This is a genomic window from Klebsiella sp. C360 (assembly GCF_048822415.1).
GTDB lineage: Bacteria > Pseudomonadota > Gammaproteobacteria > Enterobacterales > Enterobacteriaceae > Klebsiella > Klebsiella quasipneumoniae.
On record NZ_JBMEZZ010000004.1, the window covers coordinates 195,391 to 217,817 of the forward strand.

General features: G+C 58.9%; 21 protein-coding genes. 11 read left to right on the forward strand and 10 right to left on the reverse strand.

Annotated features, from left to right (window positions below; genetic code table 11):
* The first annotated feature begins 19 nt into the window (after nt 1-19).
* From ACOI7D_RS12835 to ACOI7D_RS12845, 3 genes are all read left to right on the forward strand, one after another.
* Nucleotides 20-733, forward strand: coding sequence for a TerC family protein (locus ACOI7D_RS12835; protein WP_109546967.1), 714 nt, complete (start codon nt 20-22; stop codon nt 731-733).
* 123 nt (nt 734-856) lie between these two features.
* Nucleotides 857-1,075, forward strand: coding sequence for a YgdI/YgdR family lipoprotein (locus ACOI7D_RS12840; protein WP_002915974.1), 219 nt, complete (start codon nt 857-859; stop codon nt 1,073-1,075).
* Between the two features lie 221 nt (nt 1,076-1,296).
* Nucleotides 1,297-2,337, forward strand: a complete 1,041-nt coding sequence (locus ACOI7D_RS12845) for an NADP(H)-dependent aldo-keto reductase (RefSeq protein WP_008806332.1) — start codon at nt 1,297-1,299, stop codon at nt 2,335-2,337.
* Nucleotides 2,338-2,535: 198 nt separating this feature from the next.
* Here ACOI7D_RS12845 and lplT read toward each other — a convergent pair whose 3' ends face one another.
* Together lplT and aas are read right to left on the reverse strand one after the other, a co-directional pair.
* Complete coding sequence (lplT, locus tag ACOI7D_RS12850) at nt 2,536-3,729, reverse strand: lysophospholipid transporter LplT (RefSeq protein WP_023290904.1); 1,194 nt, start codon at nt 3,727-3,729, stop codon at nt 2,536-2,538.
* A complete protein-coding gene (gene aas / locus ACOI7D_RS12855) occupies nt 3,722-5,881 on the reverse strand; it encodes a bifunctional acyl-ACP--phospholipid O-acyltransferase/long-chain-fatty-acid--ACP ligase (protein ID WP_032453978.1) in 2,160 nt (719 codons plus the stop codon). Before aas ends, lplT begins: the two co-directional genes overlap by 8 nt.
* 619 nt (nt 5,882-6,500) lie before the next feature.
* Between aas and galR the strand changes: the two genes are divergently transcribed.
* A complete protein-coding gene (gene galR, locus ACOI7D_RS12860; protein ID WP_002915981.1) occupies nt 6,501-7,517 on the forward strand; it encodes an HTH-type transcriptional regulator GalR in 1,017 nt (338 codons plus the stop codon).
* On the opposite strand, the gene ACOI7D_RS12865 is transcribed toward galR, so the two are convergent.
* The 4 genes from ACOI7D_RS12865 to ACOI7D_RS12880 all read right to left on the reverse strand — a co-directional run bounded on the left by ACOI7D_RS12865 (nt 7,478) and on the right by ACOI7D_RS12880 (nt 11,567).
* Complete coding sequence (locus ACOI7D_RS12865) at nt 7,478-7,957, reverse strand: GNAT family N-acetyltransferase (protein WP_023290906.1); 480 nt, start codon at nt 7,955-7,957, stop codon at nt 7,478-7,480. The genes galR and ACOI7D_RS12865 overlap by 40 nt on opposite strands.
* Entirely contained in the window at nt 7,954-8,727 is a 774-nt protein-coding gene (locus tag ACOI7D_RS12870) for a GntR family transcriptional regulator (protein ID WP_004205433.1), read from the reverse strand. Before ACOI7D_RS12870 ends, ACOI7D_RS12865 begins: the two co-directional genes overlap by 4 nt.
* A gap of 67 nt (nt 8,728-8,794) precedes the next feature.
* Nucleotides 8,795-10,222, reverse strand: coding sequence for a glycoside hydrolase family 1 protein (locus ACOI7D_RS12875; protein ID WP_109546966.1), 1,428 nt, complete (start codon nt 10,220-10,222; stop codon nt 8,795-8,797).
* Nucleotides 10,223-10,229: 7 nt separating this feature from the next.
* Complete coding sequence (locus ACOI7D_RS12880; protein ID WP_109546965.1) at nt 10,230-11,567, reverse strand: PTS sugar transporter subunit IIC; 1,338 nt, start codon at nt 11,565-11,567, stop codon at nt 10,230-10,232.
* Nucleotides 11,568-11,866: 299 nt separating this feature from the next.
* Between ACOI7D_RS12880 and ACOI7D_RS12885 the strand changes: the two genes are divergently transcribed.
* The gene (locus ACOI7D_RS12885; protein ID WP_004229436.1) at nt 11,867-12,868 is read left to right on the forward strand and encodes a LacI family DNA-binding transcriptional regulator; all 1,002 of its coding nucleotides are present in this window, start codon (nt 11,867-11,869) and stop codon (nt 12,866-12,868) included.
* On the opposite strand, the gene lysA is transcribed toward ACOI7D_RS12885, so the two are convergent.
* Entirely contained in the window at nt 12,861-14,123 is a 1,263-nt protein-coding gene (gene lysA, locus ACOI7D_RS12890) for a diaminopimelate decarboxylase (protein WP_023290909.1), read from the reverse strand. The two genes, ACOI7D_RS12885 and lysA, sit on opposite strands and share 8 nt — an antisense overlap.
* 136 nt (nt 14,124-14,259) lie before the next feature.
* Here lysA and ACOI7D_RS12895 point away from each other — a divergent pair, with 136 nt between their 5' ends.
* Entirely contained in the window at nt 14,260-15,186 is a 927-nt protein-coding gene (locus ACOI7D_RS12895; RefSeq protein WP_023319085.1) for a LysR family transcriptional regulator, read from the forward strand.
* Here ACOI7D_RS12895 and ACOI7D_RS12900 read toward each other — a convergent pair.
* The gene (locus tag ACOI7D_RS12900; protein ID WP_023290911.1) at nt 15,152-15,865 is read right to left on the reverse strand and encodes an aspartate/glutamate racemase; all 714 of its coding nucleotides are present in this window, start codon (nt 15,863-15,865) and stop codon (nt 15,152-15,154) included. The two genes, ACOI7D_RS12895 and ACOI7D_RS12900, sit on opposite strands and share 35 nt — an antisense overlap.
* A 139-nt stretch (nt 15,866-16,004) precedes the next feature.
* On the opposite strand from ACOI7D_RS12900, the gene ACOI7D_RS12905 reads away from it, so the two are divergent.
* Nucleotides 16,005-16,331, forward strand: coding sequence for a cupin domain-containing protein (locus ACOI7D_RS12905; protein WP_023290912.1), 327 nt, complete (start codon nt 16,005-16,007; stop codon nt 16,329-16,331).
* Here ACOI7D_RS12905 and ACOI7D_RS12910 read toward each other — a convergent pair.
* Nucleotides 16,328-16,525, reverse strand: a complete 198-nt coding sequence (locus tag ACOI7D_RS12910; protein WP_109546964.1) for a hypothetical protein — start codon at nt 16,523-16,525, stop codon at nt 16,328-16,330. The two genes, ACOI7D_RS12905 and ACOI7D_RS12910, sit on opposite strands and share 4 nt — an antisense overlap.
* Nucleotides 16,526-16,784: 259 nt before the next feature.
* On the opposite strand from ACOI7D_RS12910, the gene ACOI7D_RS12915 reads away from it, so the two are divergent.
* The 4 genes from ACOI7D_RS12915 to ACOI7D_RS12930 are packed head-to-tail and all read left to right on the forward strand — an operon-like array spanning nt 16,785 to nt 21,013.
* Nucleotides 16,785-17,675 carry a carbohydrate ABC transporter permease gene (locus ACOI7D_RS12915; RefSeq protein WP_002915995.1) on the forward strand — a complete coding sequence of 297 codons (891 nt, stop codon included), beginning with the start codon at nt 16,785-16,787 and terminating at the stop codon, nt 17,673-17,675.
* The gene (locus ACOI7D_RS12920; RefSeq protein WP_023290913.1) at nt 17,668-18,570 is read left to right on the forward strand and encodes a carbohydrate ABC transporter permease; all 903 of its coding nucleotides are present in this window, start codon (nt 17,668-17,670) and stop codon (nt 18,568-18,570) included. Before ACOI7D_RS12915 ends, ACOI7D_RS12920 begins: the two co-directional genes overlap by 8 nt.
* Nucleotides 18,571-18,582: 12 nt before the next feature.
* Complete coding sequence (locus ACOI7D_RS12925) at nt 18,583-19,710, forward strand: ABC transporter ATP-binding protein (protein ID WP_017899248.1); 1,128 nt, start codon at nt 18,583-18,585, stop codon at nt 19,708-19,710.
* Nucleotides 19,711-19,726: 16 nt separating this feature from the next.
* Entirely contained in the window at nt 19,727-21,013 is a 1,287-nt protein-coding gene (locus ACOI7D_RS12930) for an ABC transporter substrate-binding protein (RefSeq protein WP_032453986.1), read from the forward strand.
* A 59-nt stretch (nt 21,014-21,072) separates the two neighbouring features.
* Here the strand turns inward: ACOI7D_RS12930 and ACOI7D_RS12935 are convergent, their stop codons facing one another.
* Complete coding sequence (locus ACOI7D_RS12935) at nt 21,073-22,416, reverse strand: carbohydrate porin (RefSeq protein WP_109546963.1); 1,344 nt, start codon at nt 22,414-22,416, stop codon at nt 21,073-21,075.
* Nucleotides 22,417-22,427 lie beyond the last annotated feature (11 nt).

Below are 22,427 nucleotides of genomic sequence, written 5' to 3' on the forward strand. Positions count from 1 at the left end.
TTTTGCAGGACTTTGAACAATGTTATTTGCATGGATAACCGATCCTAACGCCTGGCTGGCGCTGGGCACCTTGACGCTGCTGGAGATCGTGCTCGGGATCGATAATATTATTTTTCTCTCTCTGGTCGTGGCCAAGCTCCCCACCGCCCAGCGCGGCCACGCGCGACGGATCGGTTTAATGGGGGCGATGGTCATGCGCCTGGCGCTGCTGGCCTCTATCGCCTGGGTCGTTAAGCTGACCAACCCGCTCTTTACCGTCCTCGGTCAGGAGATTTCGTTTCGCGATCTGATCTTGCTGTTTGGCGGACTGTTCCTTATCTGGAAAGCCAGTAAAGAGATCCATGAATCTATCGAAGGCGAAGAGGAGGGGCTGAAAACTAACGTTCACTCCTTCCTCGGCGCCATCGTGCAGATCATGCTGCTGGACATCATCTTTAGCCTCGACTCGGTGATCACCGCCGTCGGCCTGTCGGATCATCTGTTTATTATGATGGCGGCGGTTGTGATTGCGGTGGGGGTCATGATGTTCGCCGCGCGACCGATCGGCGATTTTGTTGACCGTCATCCGTCGGTAAAAATGCTGGCGCTGTCGTTTCTGATCCTCGTCGGCTTTACCCTGATGCTGGAAAGTTTCGACGTCCATGTGCCGAAGGGATACATCTACTTCGCGATGTTCTTCTCTATTGCGGTGGAGAGTCTTAACCTGCTGCGCAATAAGAAAAACCCGCTGTAAACCACAAAATTGCAGCCTGGTCACAGGCTGCAACCCTTTTTCAGACTTTACTGCTTTTTATGTCTCACAAATCAGGCTATTAATAGACAGGTATGGGGTGCAGCTACTCAAGAGGTGATGACGATGAAAAAATGGGCAGTATTGATTTCCGCCGTAGGACTGGCGTTCTCGGTTTCCGGTTGCAGCAGCGATTACGTCATGGCGACCAAAGATGGGCGAATGATCCTGACCGACGGTAAACCCACCGTGGATGACGATACAGGTCTTATCAGCTACGAAGATCAGCAGGGTAATAAAATGCAGATCAATCGTGACGACGTTTCACAAATCATTAAGCGTTAATTTTTCCCCGTCGGCCCCAGCCTCTGTTGACGCTGCGCTTACCGACAACCAGTCTTCTGAGAAGAGTCGGGACACACCAGGACACCGCGGGTTTCACCCACCGCTCCTCCTCGTCACCCGGCTTTTTTGATTTTTTTACTTCCTCTTTTTCTCACCCTCTGCCATGTTGATACTCCTTTGTCGGGGAATGCCTGACCTTATAAATAAAAAGGAAGCTGGCTATGCAGTATCACCGTATCCCACACAGTTCACTTGAAATCAGCACCCTCGGGCTGGGAACCATGACCTTTGGCGAGCAGAACAGCGAGGCCGATGCCCATCAGCAGCTCGACTATGCGGTCGCCAACGGCATCAATCTGATCGATGTCGCTGAAATGTACCCTGTCCCGCCGCGCCCGGAAACTCAGGGGCTGACCGAAACCTACGTCGGCAACTGGCTGGCGAAACGCGGCAATCGCGAAAAGCTGGTGCTCGCCTCGAAGGTCAGCGGGCCCGCGCGTAATAACGACAGCAGTATTCGACCAAACCACGTCCTGGACCGGAAAAATATCCGCGAGGCGCTGCACGCCAGTCTGAAGCGTCTGCAGACCGATTATCTCGACCTGTACCAGGTACACTGGCCGCAGCGCCCCACCAACTGCTTTGGCAAGCTGGGCTACACCTGGGCCGACGCCGCCCCCGCGGTGACCCTGCTGGATACCCTCGAGGCGCTGACCGAGTTCCAGCGCGCCGGCAAGATCCGCTACATCGGCGTGTCGAACGAAACCGCCTTCGGCGTGATGCGTTATCTGCACCTGGCGGATAAGCACGACCTGCCGCGGATCGTGACCATTCAGAACCCCTACAGCCTGCTGAACCGCAGCTTTGAAGTCGGCCTGGCGGAAGTGAGCCAGTTCGAAGGCGTGGAGCTGCTGGCCTACTCCTGCCTGGCTTTCGGCACCCTGACCGGGAAGTACCTCAACGGCGCGAAGCCGGCGGGGGCGCGCAATACGCTGTTCAGCCGCTTTACGCGCTACAGCAGCGAGCAGTCGCAGAAAGCGGTGGCGGCGTATGTGGATATCGCCAAACGCCACGGCCTCGATCCGGCGCAAATGGCGCTGGCCTTTGTGCGTCGGCAGCCGTTTGTCGCCAGCACCCTGCTGGGGGCGACGACCATGGCGCAGCTGCAGGCCAACGTGGAAAGTTTACAGCTTGAACTGAGCGAAGAGGTATTAGCGGAGATTGAAGCGGTGCATCAGGTTTATACCTACCCGGCTCCGTAGCATGACCTGTCGACGCCGGCTTCTGGCGTCGCGTTGTTGCCCGGTGGCGGCTACGCCTTACCGGGCCTTCGCTACCCCGGTCGGGTAGCCGCCTCAGCAGCCGCGGTAGCCCGGGTCAGGCGTAAGCCGCAACCCGGGGTTTCCCTCTGCCCGCGCGCCTGGCAGGGGTTACGATTTCGAGTCAACCGCGACGAGAAGTTATTTACGCCGCCCCCAGACCCACAGCGCGGCGATGGCCACGGCAAACACCGCGCCAAAACCTATCCCCACGGCGACCGGCGGAACGCCCACGCTCACCGCCAGGGAATAGAGCCCCAGCATCAGCAGCATCGCTACGTTTTCGCCCAGGTTCTGTACCGCAATCGCGTTACCCGCCCCGACCGAGTGTTTCCCGCGCTCCTGCAGCAGCGCATTCAGCGGCACGATAAAGAAGCCGCCGAACACCCCGAGCAGCAGTAGCAGTCCGAACGCCGGCAGCAGCGACTGCTGCACCGCAAACGCCATTACCGCAATACCGATCAATATCCCGGCCGGCATACAGCGTGACACCGTCTCCAGAGTCACCAGCTTCGCCGCCGCCCCGGCCCCCAGCACAATCCCCACCGCCACCATCGCATTAAGATAGGTGGGCATGGCGTTGCTGGTAATGCCCAGCGCTACCGGCACCCAGATCACCAGCAGGAAGCGCAGGGTCACGCCAGCGCCCCAGAACAGGCTGGTACCCATCAGCGAAAAGCGGGTTTCGCCGTTGCGCCACAGCGTGCGGCAGGCGCTGAAGAAGCTGTGCGTCATCGGCTTAAAACGCCATGACTGCCCCGGACGCGCCGCCGGCAGCCTGGGTATCCACAGGTTAGCCACCACCGCCCCGCCATAGACCAGCGCGCAGACGATCAGCGCCGCCAGCACGTGCCAGTCGGCGAGGATCCCGCCGGCCATGGAGCCCAGCAGGATCGCCGCGATGGTTGAGGACTCCATCAGTCCGTTAGCCTTCACTAACTTATCGCCGGTGGTCAGTTCGCCGAGAATGCCATACTTGGCCGGCGAATAGGCGGCGGCGCCAATCCCCACCAGCGTATAGCCGATAAACGGATTAACGCCGAAGCAGATGCAGCCGGCGCCGAGCAGCTTCAGGCCGTTGGCCACCATCATCACCCGGCCTTTGGCAAAGCTGTCGGCGAACTGGCCGACAAAGGGAGCAAACAGGATGTAAGCGCCCACAAACAACATCTGCAGGACCGGCTGGCTCCACTCCGGATAATAAAGCTGCTTCATCAGCGCCAGGGTGGCGAAGAGAAGCGCATTGTCGCCGAAGGCCGACAGGAACTGGGCGCAGATCACCGCCATCATCCCTTTCGAATACAGCGAAGGGTTAGTATGCACTGACTCACTCATGGGTTGTTTCCGCCTCGTCGACCATGTTTTTCAGGGTGACATAGTCTGGCTTGCCGCTGCCCAGCACCGGCAGCTGTTTCAGCCAGCGTATATCGCGCGGCACCGCCAGCTCCGGTACGCCGTGCTGGCGAGCGTAGCGCAGCAGGGCTTCGCGAGTCAGTTCATTATCGGTGGTAAACAGCACCAGCGCCTCGCCTTTGCTGGCGTCCTGTTTAATCGCCGTGGCGTGCATTTTGTCCGGCGACGCGCCGAGAGCCACCTGCTCCACCATCTCAAGAGAGATCATTTCGCCAGCGATTTTGGCGAAGCGCTTCGCGCGGCCCTGGATGCGGACATAGCCCTGCTCGTCGAAGGTGACGATATCGCCGGTGTCATACCAACCCGCTTCCTTTTCGCCGTGCTGATTTTCCGCCGTCGGCGCTTCCAGCACCCCGGGATTTTCCACCCGCAGGTAGCCTTTCATAATGTTCGGCCCTTTCAGCTGCAGCCGCCCCCCTTGCTCAATGCCAGGCATCGCCAGCAGGCGGGCGTCCATCCCCGGCAGGATACGCCCCACGGTGCCGACCTTCGCCGCCATCGGCACGTTGATCGAGACCACCGGGGCGCACTCGGTCACGCCATAGCCTTCGAGAATGCGCAGGCCGAATTTATCCTGCCACAGCTGTTTGGTGCTCTCCTGCAGCTTCTCCGCCCCGGCGACCACATAGCGCAGACGATAGAAATCATAGGGGTTAGCGAAGCGGGCATAGTTGGCAAGGAAGGTCGAGGTGCCGAACAGCACTGTGCAGTTGCGATCGTAGACCAGCTCCGGCACCACGCGATAGTGCAGCGGGCTGGGATAGAGAAACACCTCCGCACCGGTAAGCAGCGGCGTCAGCAGACCGACGGTGAGGCCAAAGGAGTGGAACAGCGGCAGCGCCGACATAAAGCGGTCATTAGCGGTAAAGTCGGCAATGGTTTTGATCTGCTCGACGTTGGCCAGCAGACTTTTATGGCTGTGCACCACCCCTTTCGGATTGCCCTCCGAGCCGGAGGTGAAGAGGATCATCGCCGCGTCTTCCGGCTGCTGCTTAACCTGCGCCAGACGCGGCGCCAGCAGATGGCCGAAAATCCACAGTTTGTCCGCAGGGGTGATATCGCCTTTGAGATCTTCCAGGAACACCCAGCGCACCTGGGTCAGCTGCTCCGGCAGGTGCCAGAGCTTGCCTTTATCAAGGAAGGTGCGCGAGGTAAAAATGGTGTTGAGTTCCGCGGCGGCGATGGCGCTGCTGAGCCCTTTCACCCCGGCGGTATAGTTCATCATCGCCGGAATGCGCCCGCGGGCGATCGCGCCGAAAATCACCGCCGCGCTGATGCCGGCGTTGGGCAGCATCAGGCCGATCTTCTCGCCCCGCTGGCTGTATTTTTCCAGAATGCGGGCGACAAACAGGGTTTTGGTCAGCAGCTTGCGATAGGTATCCGGCTGGAAGTTGATATCCTCCACGCAGGGTTTGCGCGCGCCGAAGCGGTCCTGCGCCGCCAGCAGCGACTCATACAGGGTTTCCCGCGGACGCACCGCCATCCGGGCTTCCATCATGATCTGATGCAGCATTTCTCCGGCGATTTTGCGCCGGTCGCGGGCGCGCGGCGCCTCAGGCATCGGCAGATGGGTGGGCGGCAGCAGATGCAGCTGAATACGCGGGAACAGGCGACGTTTCACCAGCCCCTTCAGCCGGCTGAAGGGCGTCAGCTCAGCGCCTTCAATGCGCAGCGGCACGATGGTCGCCTGCGATTTGGCGGCGACAAAGGCGGCGCCGTCATAAATTTTCATCAGCGAGCCGCTGACCGAAATTCGCCCTTCCGGGAAGATGACCACCGGCCGCCCCTGTTCAATCAGGCGCACCAGATGTTTGATCGACATCGGTTTGGTCGGGTCCAGCGGCACAAAATCGATAATCGGCGTCAGCGCGCGCATAAACCAGCGCTGGCTGATTGAGGTATAGACGGCAAAAACCGGTCGGACCGGCAAAAACAGCGCCAGCAGAATGCCGTCGAGGAACGAGACGTGGTTCGGGGTAATCAAGACTTTTTGCTGGTGCAAAGCCTGCGTGTCGCCGGTCAGTCTGACCCGGTATAACCCCTTGAACAGCAGTCTGAAAAATCCCAAAAGCATAACAACTCCATGTGACCGGTGATGAGTCAAAGCAGGTTACACGAGAAGGCGTGGGAAAGCAGTGCAGCGGGGGGATTTTCAGAATAAAAAAAACCTGCGCATCCGCGCAGGCTGGTGTAAGACGTCCAGTACGAAGAGCGTACCTGAGAAACTCACCTATCAATACCTCTGGGATCTCGATTGTCGCGTTTTTCGCCCGGTTCGGGCCAGCGGGAAAACGCAAGGGAGTGAGCCTAAGTGCAACCAGTTATTACGATTTTCGCTACCTGTAACAACGCCGGCGACGGGCAAAAAAAACCTGCGCATCTGCGCAGGCTGGTGTAAGTAAAGTGGTCAACATGACGTTGACTCCACCTATCAATACCTCTGGGATAGCCAGAATATCAACCTGCTCGGCGGACAAACCAGCGAACATTCGCAACAGCGCATCGCAAAGTGTAAGCAAAGGTTTGTATTTCCCCGAGCCGGTTTCAATTACTGATAGCGTCAATGTAAACAGGTCACCGATAAGCCCGCTCTGAATCACATTTGCGCCATTCCTTCGCCGCCGCGCCTTGAATCTGCCGCTCTTTCCCGTAACATAGCAGTATGTAAACGCTTACCCTATAAAAGGCATGGTATGGCGACAATTAAGGATGTAGCCCGACTCGCAGGAGTCTCCGTCGCTACCGTCTCCCGCGTCATCAACAACTCTCCCAAAGCCAGCGAAGCCTCGCGTCAGTCCGTGGGCGCGGCGATGGAAACCCTCAATTATCACCCCAACGCGAACGCCCGGGCGCTGGCCCAGCAGTCCACGGAAACCGTCGGCCTGGTGGTGGGCGATGTCTCCGACCCCTTCTTCGGCGCGATGGTCAAAGCCGTCGAACAGGTGGCCTATCGCACCGGCAACTTTTTGCTGATTGGCAATGGCTACCACAACGTGCAGAAGGAGCGCCAGGCGATAGAGCAGCTGATCCGTCACCGCTGCGCGGCGCTGGTGGTGCATGCCAAAATGATCCCCGATGAGGAACTCGCCGGGCTGATGAAGCAGATCCCCGGCATGGTGCTGATCAACCGCATCCTGCCCGGATATGAAACGCGCTGCGTAGCGCTGGACGATCGCTACGGCGCCTGGCTGGCGACCCGCCATCTGATCCAGCAGGGGCACACGCGTATCGGCTACCTGTGCTCAAACCACGATATCTCTGATGCGGAAGATCGCCTGCAGGGGTACTACGCGGCGCTGGAGGAGAGCGGCCTGCCCTGCAACGACCGGCTGGTCACGTTCGCCGAGCCGGATGAAAGCGGCGGCGAACAGGCGATGACCGAACTGCTTGGCCGCGGCCGCCACTTTAGCGCCGTCGCCTGCTATAACGACTCGATGGCCGCCGGCGCGATGGGGGTGCTGAACGACAACGGCATCGACGTCCCGCGGGAAATTTCGCTGATCGGCTTCGACGATGTCCTGATTTCGCGCTATGTTCGCCCGCGGCTGACCACCGTCCGCTACCCGATCGTCACGATGGCGACCCAGGCGGCCGAGCTGGCCTTAGCCCTGGCGGAGCAGCGCCCGGCGCCGGAGATCACCCACCTGTTCAGCCCGACGCTGGTGCGCCGTCATTCGGTGGTGGCCCCGCAGGAAGGCGATAAGTCGTAGCGATAGAGATGCACGGCGGTGGCCGGGTAATCCAGCCCCTCGCCGATGTAGCGCCAGCCGAAGCGTTCATAAAAATCGCGGCAGGCGGAGTAGAGATAAAGCTCCCGATAGCCCGCGCGGCGGGCATAATCGATCACATGCCGCTGCAGCTGTCCGGCCAGCCCCTGACCGCGAGCGGCGGGCGCGACGTACAGCGCCGCCAGCCAGGGAAACAGATCCTGGCGGCTGATCAAATCGCAGCGCCAGAGGCCAATCGTTCCCAGCAATTGCTCCCCTTCCACGGCAATAAAGGTCAGCGGCAGCGCCTCCGCCGTCTGGCTATGCTGCACAATGCTGGCGAAAAACTCCCGCGGCAGCGCCTCGCCGCCAAAGGCCTGCCACAGCCAGTCGGTCACCTCCCGGGCGAACTGCGGCGCGGCGTAAAGCGGCAGGATCGTCATACCAGCTTCCCCTGAAAAATCGGCACCGAGTCGAACAGATAGCCGTCAAAGTCCGGGGCGTCTTCATCGGACAGCTCCAGCAGACTGTTTTTAACGTTTTCCAGATGCTGCCACATCGCCTGCCAGGCGCCCATCACATCGCGACGCCGCAGCGCGGCAAGCAGGGTCTGCCGGTCGCCGAGCCACTTCAGCCGCCAGGCGCGGCTGGCAATATGCACATTAAACTGCTGCCACAGCGGGCTGCTGTCCATCTGCAGCCAGATCCGCTCCACCGTCGCTAACAGCATCTGGTTCTGCGTCGCCCCGGCCAGCACCAGATGGAACAGACGAGCGTTATCCTGGGCGGTGTCGTTGAGGGCGATTGCCCGCTGCTCCTGCTCGATAATCCGCTTCAGATTATCGATATCGGCGCGGGTGGCCATTTTCGCGGCAAAGGCGGCGATATTGCTCTCCAGCAGCTGGCGCGCCTGGAGAATTTCAAACGGACCAACGTCGCTGCTGAGCAGTTGCTCTTCTTCGCTGTCGTTTTCGTGCGGGATACGCATGACGTACACCCCGGATCCCTGACGGATATCCACCGTCCCCTGCAGCTCCAGCATCAGCAGCGCTTCGCGCACGATGGTCCGGCTGACGCCATAGGTTTCGGCAATATGGCGTTCCGGCGGCAAGCGCGACCCGACCGGGTAGCGCCCCTGCGCGATCTGGGCGCGCAGGTCATCACCAATCTCCTGATAGGGCTTCTTTTCCGGCGGAATTATCGCTTTTTCCACAAAATCACCTGTGCGTTACATGCCTGCGAGTCAAACACGGCGCTATCTTAGCAAATATTGCCCCCGGCTAGCGGTATTCATCATCGATCTCCAGCACCAGTTCACGCCGTTCGCCGAGCTGACGAAACCAGTGCGCCGAGGCTTTGGGTCGCCGGGCGCGATGGTTTTGCAGGTCGATTTCGATAAGCCCGTAGCGGTTTTTAAAGGCGTTCATCGGCGACACGTTGTCGGTAAACGCCCACAGCATATAGCCCTGGCAGTTGGCCCCTGCCTCGCGGGCGCGCAGGGTCTGCCACAGATGTTCGCTGATAAAACGAATGCGATAGCTGTCGTCAATGGCGCCTTCGCGGTTACGGAACTGGCCTTCGTTTTCCACCCCCATCCCGCTCTCCGCCACGAACCAGGGAATGTTGCGATAGTCATTTTTTATCCGCATCGCCATATCAAAGATGATTTGCGGGTAGATTTCCCAGCCGCGGGAGGCGTTCATCCGCCGGCCGGGCAGCTCAAACGGCTCATAATACCAGGCCGGATGGAACGGGGTATGCGGATGCCAGGCCCGCGACGGGGCTTTGACCCGGTGCGGATAGTAAAGGTTAATCCCCAGCTCATCGACGGTGTGCTCGCGGATAATCGCCAGATCCTCCGCGCTGGCCTCCCACGTCACCTGATGCTGCTCAAGCAGCGCGAGAAGCGCCGGCGGCCAGACCCCGTGCACCAGCGGGTCGAGAAACATACGGTTGTAGAACAGATCGTAGATCTCCGCCGCGCGCAGGTCATGCGGGGCGCGTGAGCGCGGGTAGGTCACCTCCGGATTGAGGATGCAGCCGACGGTCCCGGGATAGCCTAGCTCGCGAAATCGCTTCACGACGCAAGCGGTCGCCAGCACCTTATGGTAGTTCCACTGCATCCAGGTGCTGGTGTTCTGCTCATAGGGCCAGCGCAGGGCATCAAGATAGACCCGGGTCTGCACCACGATCGGCTCATTAAAGGTAAACCAGCGGGTCACCTTCGGGTGGTAGCGGGCAAAAACCTGCTCCGCGTAGCGCACAAACAGCTCGACCACCGTTTTCGACCCCCAGCCGCCATACTTTTCCAGCAGATAGCCCGGTAATTCGTAATGCTCAAGGCAGATCATCGGCGTGATGCCGTTGGCCAGCAGCGCATCGAACAGCTGGTCGTAATAGGCCGCATACTCCTCATCCACCGTGACGTTTTCATAGTCGGTCAGAAAGCGCGACCAGTTGATCGAAGTGCGGTAGTGGGTCAGCCCGGCCAGCTTCATCAGCTGCACATCTTCCTGAAAGCGGTTGATAAAATCGGTAGCCACCGCCGGGCCATAGCCGTTATGCCAGACGTGACGGTCGTTTTTGTACCAGAGATCGGGCCAGGAGTCCTGCCCCGGTTTTTTCCCGCTCCAGCCCTCGGTCTGCCAGGCGGAAGCCGCCGCGCCAAGGATAAAATCATCGGGAATAGTCATCCGTACGGTAGTCATAGGCTCCTCAGACAGGGTTGGCGGTCTGTTGATTGTCTGCCTGACGCTGCGCGGCATCGGCACGGCGGGAGGCGATTTTGACGAAAGGCAGATAGATAAGCACCGCGGCCACGATGCAGATCAGCTGGGTGACCACCGCCCCCATCGAGCCGGCGGTGGAGAGCCAGGCATTGATCAGCGGCGGCGTGGTCCAGGGCACCATCACCACCGCCTTGCCGGCGAAGCCGGTCAGGGTGGCGAAATAGCCGATGCTGCCGGTCACCAGCGGGGTGATGATAAACGGGATGGCGAGGATCGGGTTGAGCATGATCGGCATCCCGAAGATCACCGGCTCGTTAATATTGAACAGCCCCGGGCCTATCGACAGCTTGGCGATCTCTTTCATCTCTTTGCGCCTGGTGGCGATCATCACCGCAATCAGCAGGCCGATGGTCAGCCCCGAGCCGCCGATGCTCATGTAGACGTCCCAGAAGGGCATGGTGATGATGTTCGGTACCTCTTTTCCCTGCTCAAAAGCGCTCATATTGACGGTGATCGCCCCCAGCAGCAGCGGCTCGCGGATCGGCTTGATCATCTGGTTGCCGTGAATGCCGATCACCCAGAACAGCTGGGCGACGAACATCAGCAGCAGGATCCCCGGCAGGCTCTGCACCACCCGCTCCAGCGGCTGCTGCACCACCTGGTAGACCGCATCGTAGAGATACATTCCCGTCAGCTGGTGGAAGAGAAAACCCAAGGTGGCGATCGCGGTGGTGGTGATGATCGCCGGGATCAGCGCCGAAAAAGAGGCAGAGACGTTCGGCGGCACGGTATCCGGCATCTTGATCTTCAGTCCCTTGCGCCCCTCCAGCCAGCAGTAAATCTCGACCGACAGAATGGCGATGAACATCCCGAGGAACAGGCTGCGGGTGTCGGAGAACTGACGCAGCAGGACATCTTTCACCACGTGCATCTGGCCATCGACCATCATCTCCACCGTGGTCGGCGTGACGCAGATAAAACAGATCACCGCCAACAGGCCGGGAAACAGGCTTTTGATGCCGTTGATCCGCCCCAGCTCAATGCCGCTCAGAAACACGGCGCCGATATTGAGGAAGTTGAGCGTGGCGTAGTTCAGCGCGCTGGTGATCGGCTTCAGCGCGGCGAGAAAGGAGAGCGAGGAAAAGCTGGCGAGCCCATTCTTTGGATCCAGCACCATATTGGAGATCAGTACCGAAAAGGCCCCGACGATGATCACCGGCATCAGGGTAATAAACGCCGATTTGATCGCCATAATGTAGCGATAGCTGTTGAATGTCGTCGCGAAACGCCCCAGCGCGTCGATCAGTTTGTCCTGTAATGCCATAAAAGAGTACCTCAGAGTAAAGGGCTTATTGCGGCCAGGTGGACAGCCAGAGACTTTTGGCATACCAAAACATAGTTGCCAGGTAAAAATTGTTCTGTGACAGCGCTCGCAACCCGCTGCGTGGTATCCCAAATATCGATAATAAAAACTATTGGCATACCAGATAGCGCCGGTTGGTCAGTTCCTGCTAAAAGCGTGATCGCGATGGTTTTTCCGCCCCGCCCCGTCGATATGTCCCTTTTCGGTCTGTGATAAACTGCGCCTTACCACGTGAAATCAGGAATCGATGAATGGCTACAATGCTGGATGTCTCAATTCGCGCAGGCGTCTCGAAAGCGACGGTTTCCCGCGTGTTGAACGGCACAGGTCAGGTGAAAGAGAGCACCCGCCAACAGGTCTTTAAAGCGATGGAAGAGCTGGGCTATCGGCCGAATTTCCTTGCCCGCTCGCTGGCCAATCAGACCAGCAACAGTATCGGGCTGGTCGTATCCACCTTTGACGGCTTCTACTTTGGCCGTCTGCTGCAGCAGGCGTCACGCCAGACCGAAGCCTGGGGAAAACAGCTTATCGTCACCGACGGCCATGATACGCCGGAGCGCGAAGAGGAAGCGGTGCAGATGCTCGCCGACCGGCAGTGCGATGCGATCATCCTCTATACCCGGCATATGAGCGAGAAGGCGATCATGTCGCTGATTAACTCGATCGCCATGCCGCTGGTGGTGATTAACCGTGATGTGGCGCAGGCCCGCGAACGCTGCGTGTTCTTCGAACAGCAGGAAGCTGCCTTCCAGGCCGTGGAGTATCTGATTACCCAGGGGCACCGCGATATCGCCTGCATCACCGTCCCGATGCACACCCCCACCGGCCAGGCGCGCCTGCAGGGCTATCGCAACGCGCTGATAAAACATGGTATTGAGTGGGATCCGAGCCGGGTGAAATACGGGGACTCGACGATGACCCGCGGCTACGAGCTGTGCCGGGAACTGCTGGACGAGAAAGCCCGCTTCAGCGCGCTGTTTTCCTGTAACGATGATATGGCGCTGGGGGCGTCTAAGGCGCTGCATCAGGCGGGGCTGCGTATTCCGCAGGATGTGTCGCTGTTTGGCTTCGACGATGCGCCAAGCGCGAAATGGCTGGAGCCGGGGCTGTCGACGGTCTATCTGCCGATCGACAACATGATCACCACGGCTATCGATCAGGCGATCAAGCTTGCTAACCAGCAGCCGATCGAAACGATCCCGCCGTTCACCGGCACGCTGGTGTTGCGTGAGTCGGTGACGACGGGACCTTTTTTTAAATAAGCTCTAAGGCCAGCAGCTCCTGGATGGTCTGGCGACGGCGGATCAGCCGCGCCTTGCCGCCATCAAACAGCACCTCCGGCAGCAGCGGACGGCTGTTATAGTTGGATGACATCGAAGCCCCGTAGGCGCCAGTGTCATGGAGCACCAGATAATCCCCTGGGGCCACCGCCGGCAGCAGACGGGTCTCGACTTTCCCCCCTTCCTGCTGGGTAAAGACGTCCCCGGACTCGCACAGCGGCCCGGCCACCACGGTCTCCACCTGCGGCGCGGCGCTGAGATCGCGGCCATCCGCCGCCAGAGCGGTGATATGATGATAGCTGCCGTACATTGCCGGGCGCATCAGGTCGTTAAAGCCAGCGTCAATCAGCACAAAGTGGCGGCTGCCCATCTCTTTCACGCTGCGCACCTGCGACACCAGCACGCCGGACTCGGCCACCAGGAAGCGTCCGGGTTCAATTTCCAGTTTCACCGGGTGACCCAGATGGGTGGCGATCTGCTCCCGGGCGCGGTTCCACAGGCCATAATAGTGAGCGGTGTCGATGGCCTCTTCGCCCTCGCGGTAAGGAATAGACAGGCCGCCGCCGGCGGAGATGGCCTGCAGATCCTGACCAAAGTCGACAACCTGGCGCACCATCGCGCCGCACACCTGCTCCAGGTGACCATAGTCGACGCCAGAGCCGATATGCATATGGATCCCCACCAGCTGCAGCTGATAGCGACGCATCACTTCCAGCGCCGCCGGCAGGTGGCTGTACCAGATGCCATGCTTGCTGTTCTCACCGCCGGTATTGGTTTTCTGGCTGTGGCCGTGGCCAAAGCCCGGGTTGACGCGCAGCCAGACGCGATGGCCCGGCGACACTTCACCCAGCTGGCTCAGCATGTCAATCGAGCCGGCGTTCACCGGGATCTGTAACGCCTTGACGCGATCGAGGGTGGCCTCGTCGATCAGATCGGCGGTGAAGACAATATCCTCTGGATTCTGCTGCGGATCGTAGCCCGCCGCCAGCGCACGCTCGATCTCCCCCAGCGACACCGAGTCCACCTTCACCCCCTGCTCGCGCATCAGACGCAGAATATGGATGTTAGAGCAGGCTTTTTGCGCAAAACGCACCACGTCAAACTGGCTGAGCTGGGCAATCTGGCGGCGAATAATCTGCGCATCATAGACCCAGACCGGGCAGCCAAATTCCGCCGGCAGGCGCAGCAGATTGTCCGCGGTCAGATCGGTATCGGTGGCGTAAAGCGAGTGTGGCATAAGAACTCCGGTGTAGTGCGTGTGTTGGTCGCTGTTTTTTCTGATTACGCCACAGCGCCGGACGAATAAAAAATATCGTTTTATCGCGACTCTATGCAAAAATGATATAGTTCCAGCCGAGCCTCAGGGAGACCGCATGCCAGCCGTCAATTTGCGTCATATCGAAATCTTTCATGCGGTGATGACCACCGGCAACCTGACCGAAGCCGCGCGGATGCTGCATACCTCCCAGCCCACCGTCAGCCGCGAGCTGGCGCGCTTTGAGAAGGTGCTCGGCCTGCGGCTGTTTGAACGGACCCGCGGTCGCCTGCAGCCAACCGTGCAGGGCCTGCGCCTGTTTGAGGAGGTTCAGCGTTCCTGGTACGGCCTGGACCGCATCGTCAGCGCCGCCGAGAGCCTGCGCGAGTTCCGCCAGGGCGAGCTGTCGATAGCCTGTCTGCCGGTCTTTTCCCAGTCCTTTCTGCCGCTGCTGTTGCCGCCGTTCCTCGCCCGCTACCCGGAGGTCAGCCTGCAGATCGTCCCCCAGGAGTCGCCGCTGCTGGAGGAGTGGCTCTCCGCCCAGCGCCATGACCTTGGCCTGACGGAGACCCTGCATACCCCCGCGGGCACTGAACGCACCCCGCTGCTGACGTTGAATGAAGTCTGCGTCCTGCCCGCCGGCCATCCGCTGGCGGCGCAGACGACGCTGACCCCCGCCGATTTTCAGGGCGAGAACTACATCAGCCTGTCGCGCACCGACAGCTATCGCCAGCTGCTCGACGCCCTGTTCCTTGAGCATCAGGTCAAGCGGCGGATGGTGGTCGAAACCCACAGCGCGGCCTCGATCTGCGCCATGGTGCGCGCCGGCGCCGGGATCTCGGTGGTTAACCCGCTGACCGCCCTGGACTATGCCGATAGCGGCGTGGTGGTGCGCCGCTTCAGCGTCGAAGTGCCGTTTACCGTCAGCCTGATCCGCCCGCTCCATCGCCCGCGATCGGCGCTGGTCGACGCCTTCGTGACGCACCTGCAGCAGAGTCTGCCGCAGATCCTCACGCCGCTGGCGTCGGTTCTGCAGAGAGCATAAAGTTGACCGCGTCCTCAGCGTGGATCGCCGCGGTGTCAAAGACCGGCAGCGGGCTGAGCTCGGCAGGCACCAGCAGGCCAATTTCCGTGCAGCCGAAAATAACCCCTTCCGCCCCCTGCTCCGCCAGGGCGGCAATCACCTGCAGATAATAATCCCGCGACGCCTCGCTGAAGGTGCCGAGACAGAGTTCGTCGAAAATGATCTGATTGATCCGCGCCCGATCGTCGGCCTCGGGGATCAGCGTCTCGATGGCAAACTGCGCCTGCAGACGACCCCGGTAAAAGGTCTGCTCCATGGTATAGCGGGTGCCCAGCAGCGCGACCCGCCGCTGGCCCTTGGCGGCAATCGCCCTTCCGGTGGCGTCGGCGATATGCAGAAAGGGAACTTGGCAGCGGGCGGCGATGGCATCCGCCACCTTGTGCATGGTGTTAGTGCACAGGACAATGCCCTCGGCGCCCGCCTGCTGCAGCCCAACCGCGGCGTCGGCAAGGATCGCGCCGGCGCGATCCCAGTCGCCGGTGGACTGACAGGCTTCAATCTCGTGAAAATCGACGCTATGCAACACCAGTCTGGCGGAGTGCAGCCCGCCCAGTCGCGCCTTCACGCCTTCATTAATCAGGCGATAGTAAGGGATCGTTGACTCCCAGCTCATGCCGCCTAACAGGCCAATGGTTTTCATCTTTTGCTCCTTATGTTGTTTCTGCCAGTGAAACAAACTTGTGATCAACTTTCCACTTCTCTGGCCGCGTATTTCTTTTTCATGAAGAGTGAGATAACTTAAGTGAAACAATGTTTCATTTTAACAACAGGATCGGCAGATGTTTATTTTCCATAAAGACACCACCCTTGAAGACCTTGGCAATGGCGTAACCCGCCGCATTCTGGCCCATGACGGCAAAATGATGGCCGTGGAGGTGAATTTTGCCGCCGGCGCCGTCGGCCCAATGCATAACCACCCTCACGAACAGCTCACCTACGTGCTCTCCGGCGAGTTCGAATTCACCATCGGCGAGGAGACGCGCGTCGTCAGCGCTGGCGATACGCTGTACAAGCAGCCGGGGATCATGCACGGCTGCGTCTGTCTGCAGCCCGGCACGCTGCTCGATACCTTTACCCCCATCCGCGAAGATTTCCTCCAGGGTTAATCCCTGTCGGGGGGCGCTTGCCGCCCCCGGTTATCTACCTGTACCTTCGAATAAAATATACCGGCAAAATCATTATCCTGATAATAATATTCCCCGCCTCGCTTACGCTGATATTTCATACTTTTCAGCCCCTCACAAACGCCTAAAATGCTTACCATCTCACCTTTTTGAAACATCGTTTCGACTTTGATCACATTTCCATCCAGATCTGCATGACGCGGAAATAAATCGCAATAAAATGAAATTAAAACGGTGTTTTATAAAAAACAGATCAGCATAAAAAAAGAGCCTGACGGCCCCTCCACGCTGGGCCAGTTAAAACCTAACCCATTCATTAACAAGGATATGTTAACCAGAGGAAGCGTTCAGACTTTTTTGCGTGGTTCGCGGCCAAAGGCCGACAGCGCCGCGTCACCGGATCCGTATTACAACTCGTAAGCCAGGTAGGTATGTATGAATGAAAACAAGCTGCTGGGATTGGCATGGATATCGCCCTATATCATCGGGCTGATTGTCTTTACCGCTTTTCCTTTTGTTTCATCTTTCTTTCTCAGTTTTACTGAGTACGACTTGATGAGTCCGCCGGTATTTAACGGCATTGAAAACTATCGCTATATGTTGACCGAGGATAGCCTGTTCTGGAAATCGATGGGGGTGACCTTTGCCTACGTCTTTTTAACCATCCCCTTAAAACTGGCTTTCGCCCTCGGCATTGCCTTTGTGCTCAATTTCAAACTGCGCGGTATCGGCTTTTTCCGCACCGCCTACTATATCCCGTCGATCCTTGGCAGCTCGGTGGCGATTGCCGTGCTGTGGCGCGCCCTGTTCGCCATTGACGGCCTGCTGAACAGTTTTCTCGCCGTCTTTGGCATCGATGCCATCAACTGGCTGGGGGAACCCTCGCTGGCGCTGATGTCGGTCACCCTGCTGCGCGTCTGGCAGTTTGGTTCCGCGATGGTCATCTTCCTCGCCGCGCTGCAGAACGTCCCGCAGTCGCAGTATGAGGCGGCGATGATCGACGGCGCCTCGAAGTGGCAGATGTTTATGAAGGTCACCGTGCCGCTGATCACCCCGGTGATTTTCTTCAACTTTATTATGCAGACCACCCAGGCGTTCCAGGAGTTTACCGGCCCGTACGTGATAACCGGCGGCGGCCCGACCTATTACACCTACCTGTTCTCGCTCTACATCTACGATACCGCCTTTAAGTACTTCGACATGGGTTATGGCGCCGCGCTGGCGTGGGTGCTGTTCCTCGTCGTGGCGGTCTTTGCGTCGATAGCCTTTAAGTCATCGAAATACTGGGTCTTCTATTCCGCCGATAAGGGAGGCAAAAATGGCTGATATTCAACAGATGGCGCCGGTGATAAGCGACGCCGATCGTGAGGTCGCCCGTACGCTGCGCCGGGAAAAGGTGAGCCGGGTGGTGCGCTACGTCGTGCTGGTGTTCGTCGGCCTGCTGATGCTCTACCCGCTGGCGTGGATGTTCTCCGCCTCGTTCAAGCCGAACCATGAGATCTTCACCACCCTCGGGCTGTGGCCGACTCACGCCACCTGGGACGGGTTCATCAACGGCTGGAAGACCGGCACCGAATACCATTTCGGCCACTATATGCTGAACACCTTTAAGTATGTGATCCCGAAGGTCGTGTTAACGATCATCTCCTCCACCATTGTGGCGTACGGCTTCGCACGCTTTGAGATCCCGTGGAAGAAGTTCTGGTTCGCGACGCTCATCACCACCATGCTGCTGCCGAGCACCGTCCTGCTGATCCCGCAGTACCTGATGTTCCGTGAAATGGGGATGCTGAACAGCTATCTGCCGCTGTATCTGCCGCTGGCCTTCGCCACCCAGGGATTCTTTGTCTTCATGCTGATCCAGTTTCTGCGCGGCGTCCCGCGCGATATGGAAGAGGCGGCGCAGATCGACGGCTGCAACTCCATCCAGGTGCTGTGGTATGTGGTAGTGCCGATCCTCAAGCCGGCCATTATCTCGGTGGCGCTGTTCCAGTTCATGTGGTCGATGAACGATTTTATCGGTCCGCTGATCTACGTCTACAGCGTCGATAAATATCCCATCGCGCTGGCGCTAAAAATGTCTATCGACGTCACGGAAGGCGCGCCGTGGAACGAAATTCTGGCAATGGCGAGCATCTCCATTCTGCCGTCCATCATCGTCTTCTTCCTGGCTCAACGCTACTTCGTGCAGGGCGTGACCAGCAGCGGAATCAAAGGTTAAGAGGGAAATATCATGGCTGAAGTGATTTTCAACAAACTGGAAAAAGTTTACTCAAACGGGTTTAAAGCGGTGCATGGTATCGACCTGAAGATTGCCGATGGCGAATTTATGGTGATCGTCGGCCCTTCCGGCTGCGCCAAATCGACCACCCTGCGCATGCTGGCGGGTCTGGAGACCATCAGCGGCGGCGAGGTGCGGATCGGCGATAAGATCGTCAACAACCTGGCGCCTAAATCCCGTGGTATCGCGATGGTGTTCCAGAACTACGCCCTCTATCCGCATATGACGGTAAGGGAAAACCTCGCTTTCGGCCTGAAGCTGAGCAAGCTGCCCAAGGCGCAGATTGATCGGCAGGTGGAGGAAGCGGCGAAAATTCTTGAACTGGAGGAGCTGCTGGAACGTCTGCCGCGCCAGCTCTCCGGCGGCCAGGCGCAGCGCGTGGCGGTGGGCCGGGCGATCGTCAAAAAACCAGACGTCTTCCTGTTCGACGAACCGCTCTCCAACCTGGACGCCAAGCTGCGCGCCTCGATGCGCATCCGCATTTCCGATCTGCATAAGCAGTTGAAAAAATCCGGTAAACCGGCGACCACCGTCTACGTTACCCACGATCAGACGGAAGCGATGACCATGGGCGACCGCATCTGCGTGATGAAGCTCGGCCACATTATGCAGGTCGATACCCCTGACAACCTCTACCACCAGCCGAAAAATATGTTTGTCGCCGGCTTCATCGGCGCGCCGGAGATGAATATTCGCCCCAGCCAGCTGGTTGAGCACGACGGCCGCCTGTGCCTGACCCTTGGCGACCAGCGCCTGCCGTTGAACGACCGTCTGGCGGAGAAAGTCGGCGCGTATCAGCATCAGGAGGTGTTCTACGGGGTCCGCCCGGAATTCGTGTCGCTCTCCGACGCGCCGTTCGCCGAAGGCGGCTGCATGGGCGAGATGGTGCGGGTGGAAAACATGGGCCATGAGTTCTTTGTCTATCTGCAGGTCGCGGGCTACGAGCTGACCGCTCGCGTGCCGTCGGACGATGCGAAGCCGATGATAGCTAAGGGACTGAATCGAAAAGTCTATTTCACCTTTGATCTTAACAAGTGTCACATCTTTGACGCCAAAACCGAACAGAACCTCTCTCTGTGAACCCTGGAGCATAACAATGAAAAACGTGCTGATAAGCGCCACCCTCTCCGCCACCCTGGGCCTTAGCGCCTTCTCCTCGCTGGCGCAGGATGTCGACCTGCGTATGTCCTGGTGGGGGGGCAATGGCCGCCATCAGGTGACTCTCAAGGCGCTGGAGGCTTTTCACCAGCAATATCCCGATATCAATGTCAAAGCGGAATATACCGGCTGGGACGGCCATCTTTCGCGCCTGACCACCCAGATAGCCGGCGGCACCGAGCCTGACGTGATGCAGACCAACTGGAACTGGCTGCCGATTTTTTCGAAAAATGGCGAGGGTTTTTACGATCTCAACACTCTGAAAGACGAGATCGATCTCAGCCAGTTCGACGCCAAAGAGCTGCAGTCCACCACGGTCAATGGCAAGCTCAACGGCATCCCGGTGTCGGTCACCGCCCGGGTCTTCTACTTTAACGACGAAGCGTGGAAAAAGGCGGGCATCCCCTTCCCGAAAACCTGGGACGAACTGCTGGCGGCGGGGAAAACTTTCGAAAGCAAACTCGGGAAACAGTACTACCCGGTGGTGCTTGAGCACCAGGACGTGCTGGCCCTGCTCAACTCTTACATGGTGCAAAAATACAACCAGCCGGCCATCGATGAGAAAGGACGCAAATTCTCCTACAGCAAAGCGCAGTGGGCGGACTTCTTCGGCATGTATAAGAAGCTTATCGACAGCCATGTCATGCCGGACACCCGCTACTATGCCTCCTTCGGCAAGAGCAACATGTACGAGATGAAGCCGTGGATCCAGGGTGAATGGGGCGGGACCTACATGTGGAACTCCACCATCAACAAATATTCCGACAACCTGAAGCCGCCGGCGAAGCTGGTGCTGGGGGAATACCCGATGCTCCCCGGAGCCACCGATGCCGGACTGTTCTTCAAGCCTGCGCAAATGCTGTCGATTGGCAAATCGACGAAAAACCCGCAGGCGGCGGCGAAAGTGATTAACTTCCTGCTGAACAGTAAAGAAGGGGTGGATATTCTCGGACTGGAGCGCGGCGTGCCGCTGAGTAAAGCGGCGGTCACCTACCTGACCGAAGACGGGATCATCAAAGCCGACGATCCGGCGGTGTCCGGTCTGAAGCTGGCGCAATCCCTGCCCACCACTCTGCCGGTCTCGCCGTACTTCGACGACCCGCAGATCGTCGCCCAGTTCGGCACTACCCTGCAGTACATCGACTACGGTAAAAAGTCGGTGGAAGAAGCGGCCGAGGACTTCCAGCGCCAGACCGACCGCATTCTGCGCCGCGCGATGCGCTAACCTGCCCGTCGGAAACCTCCCGCGGCGTCCGCCGCGGGAGAGCCTGCCTGAGTATCCTGTCAGAAGAAATATTTAAAGCGCACCCGGGCGCCGTAGCGTTCATCGGGATTCCCACTCTTCGCTGCCGTGGAATCGAGCCACGAGGCGTAGGCGCCAAGGTAAATATTGAAGTTCGGCATCGCCATAATATTCGGGAACTGCCAGGAAGTATGCACGGTGTGGATGTCATAGCGCCCCGGCGCGAGGATTGCGCAGTCGTCATCGCACTCGCTGCTCACCCCGGCCATGTTGAACTGGTCGATTTTGTTATGCGCGTAGATATAGCCCAGCTCCACGCGATGCCACAGGGCGTTGATCCCGGCGCTGAAGTCGGTTTCGTCCGCCGCGTCCAGCAGGGCGGTACTCAGATTGACCACCGCCCCGTCCTGCGGATCGCTTTTCAGGGTGTTCCAGCTCATGGTCATCCCGTAGCCGGTACGGTTTGACTGGTCGACCCAGCGCCCGCCCTGGTTCTGATAGCCGTAGGCGTTGTTGACGAGGTTGCTCTCTATCGCCGCCGCCGCCGACCACGCGCCGGACTGCCACACCGCCACCGGCCGCACGTACACCACGTTTTTGCGGTTTTCCAGCGCATTACCGTGATAGTTCTGATCGACAAACAGCGAACTGCCATCCTCCACCAGGGTGTTAACCTCGAAATACCAGTTATCCACCGTTTTGCTGAACAGGAGGTTGCCGCCGCTGCTGCTGCGCCCGCGCCCCTCTTTCATCATGTAAATATAGCCATAGCCGTCGGAATAGAGGTCGTTGGCGGTATTTCCTGAATATTCAATAAAGGTATCCTGATTCAGGGGGAACATATCCCAGGCTTCAAAGCGGCCTATTTTTATTTTCCAGTCATCCTGCTGACCAAAGAAAAATACCGCATCATCGAGATTCATTTTGCCATCCATATCCGCCAGGGGCTGCACGCTGAATCCGGCATATTTCCCGTCGGCGCCATTACGTCTGCCATCGAAACCCAGCAGAATACGGCCATTAATATCCCAACGCTCTTTATCACCGGGCGCCCAGCTTTTATTCGCGCTGGTTTTGACCGACGTCAGGCTGCCGGTGCGGCTGGCGCCATCAAGATTAAATTCGACATCGCCATAAAATTTTAATTCGCCATTGTCGTTTAGCTGCAGGCGCGGCGTAGCCGGCGCCGCGCGGGCGACCGTCGTGGCCTGCTGCTGGCCTTTCAGCGTCTTAATCTCCGCCTCTGCGCTGGCGGCGCGCGCCTCCGTCGCCTTCAGCCGCTGCTCCATTTGCGCCAGCCGATCCTCCAGCGATAACGGCGCCTGCGCCATCGCCTGTGGCAGAGAGAGAGACGTGAGAAAACACCCGACCCAGATTTTATTCATCGGTAAACCCT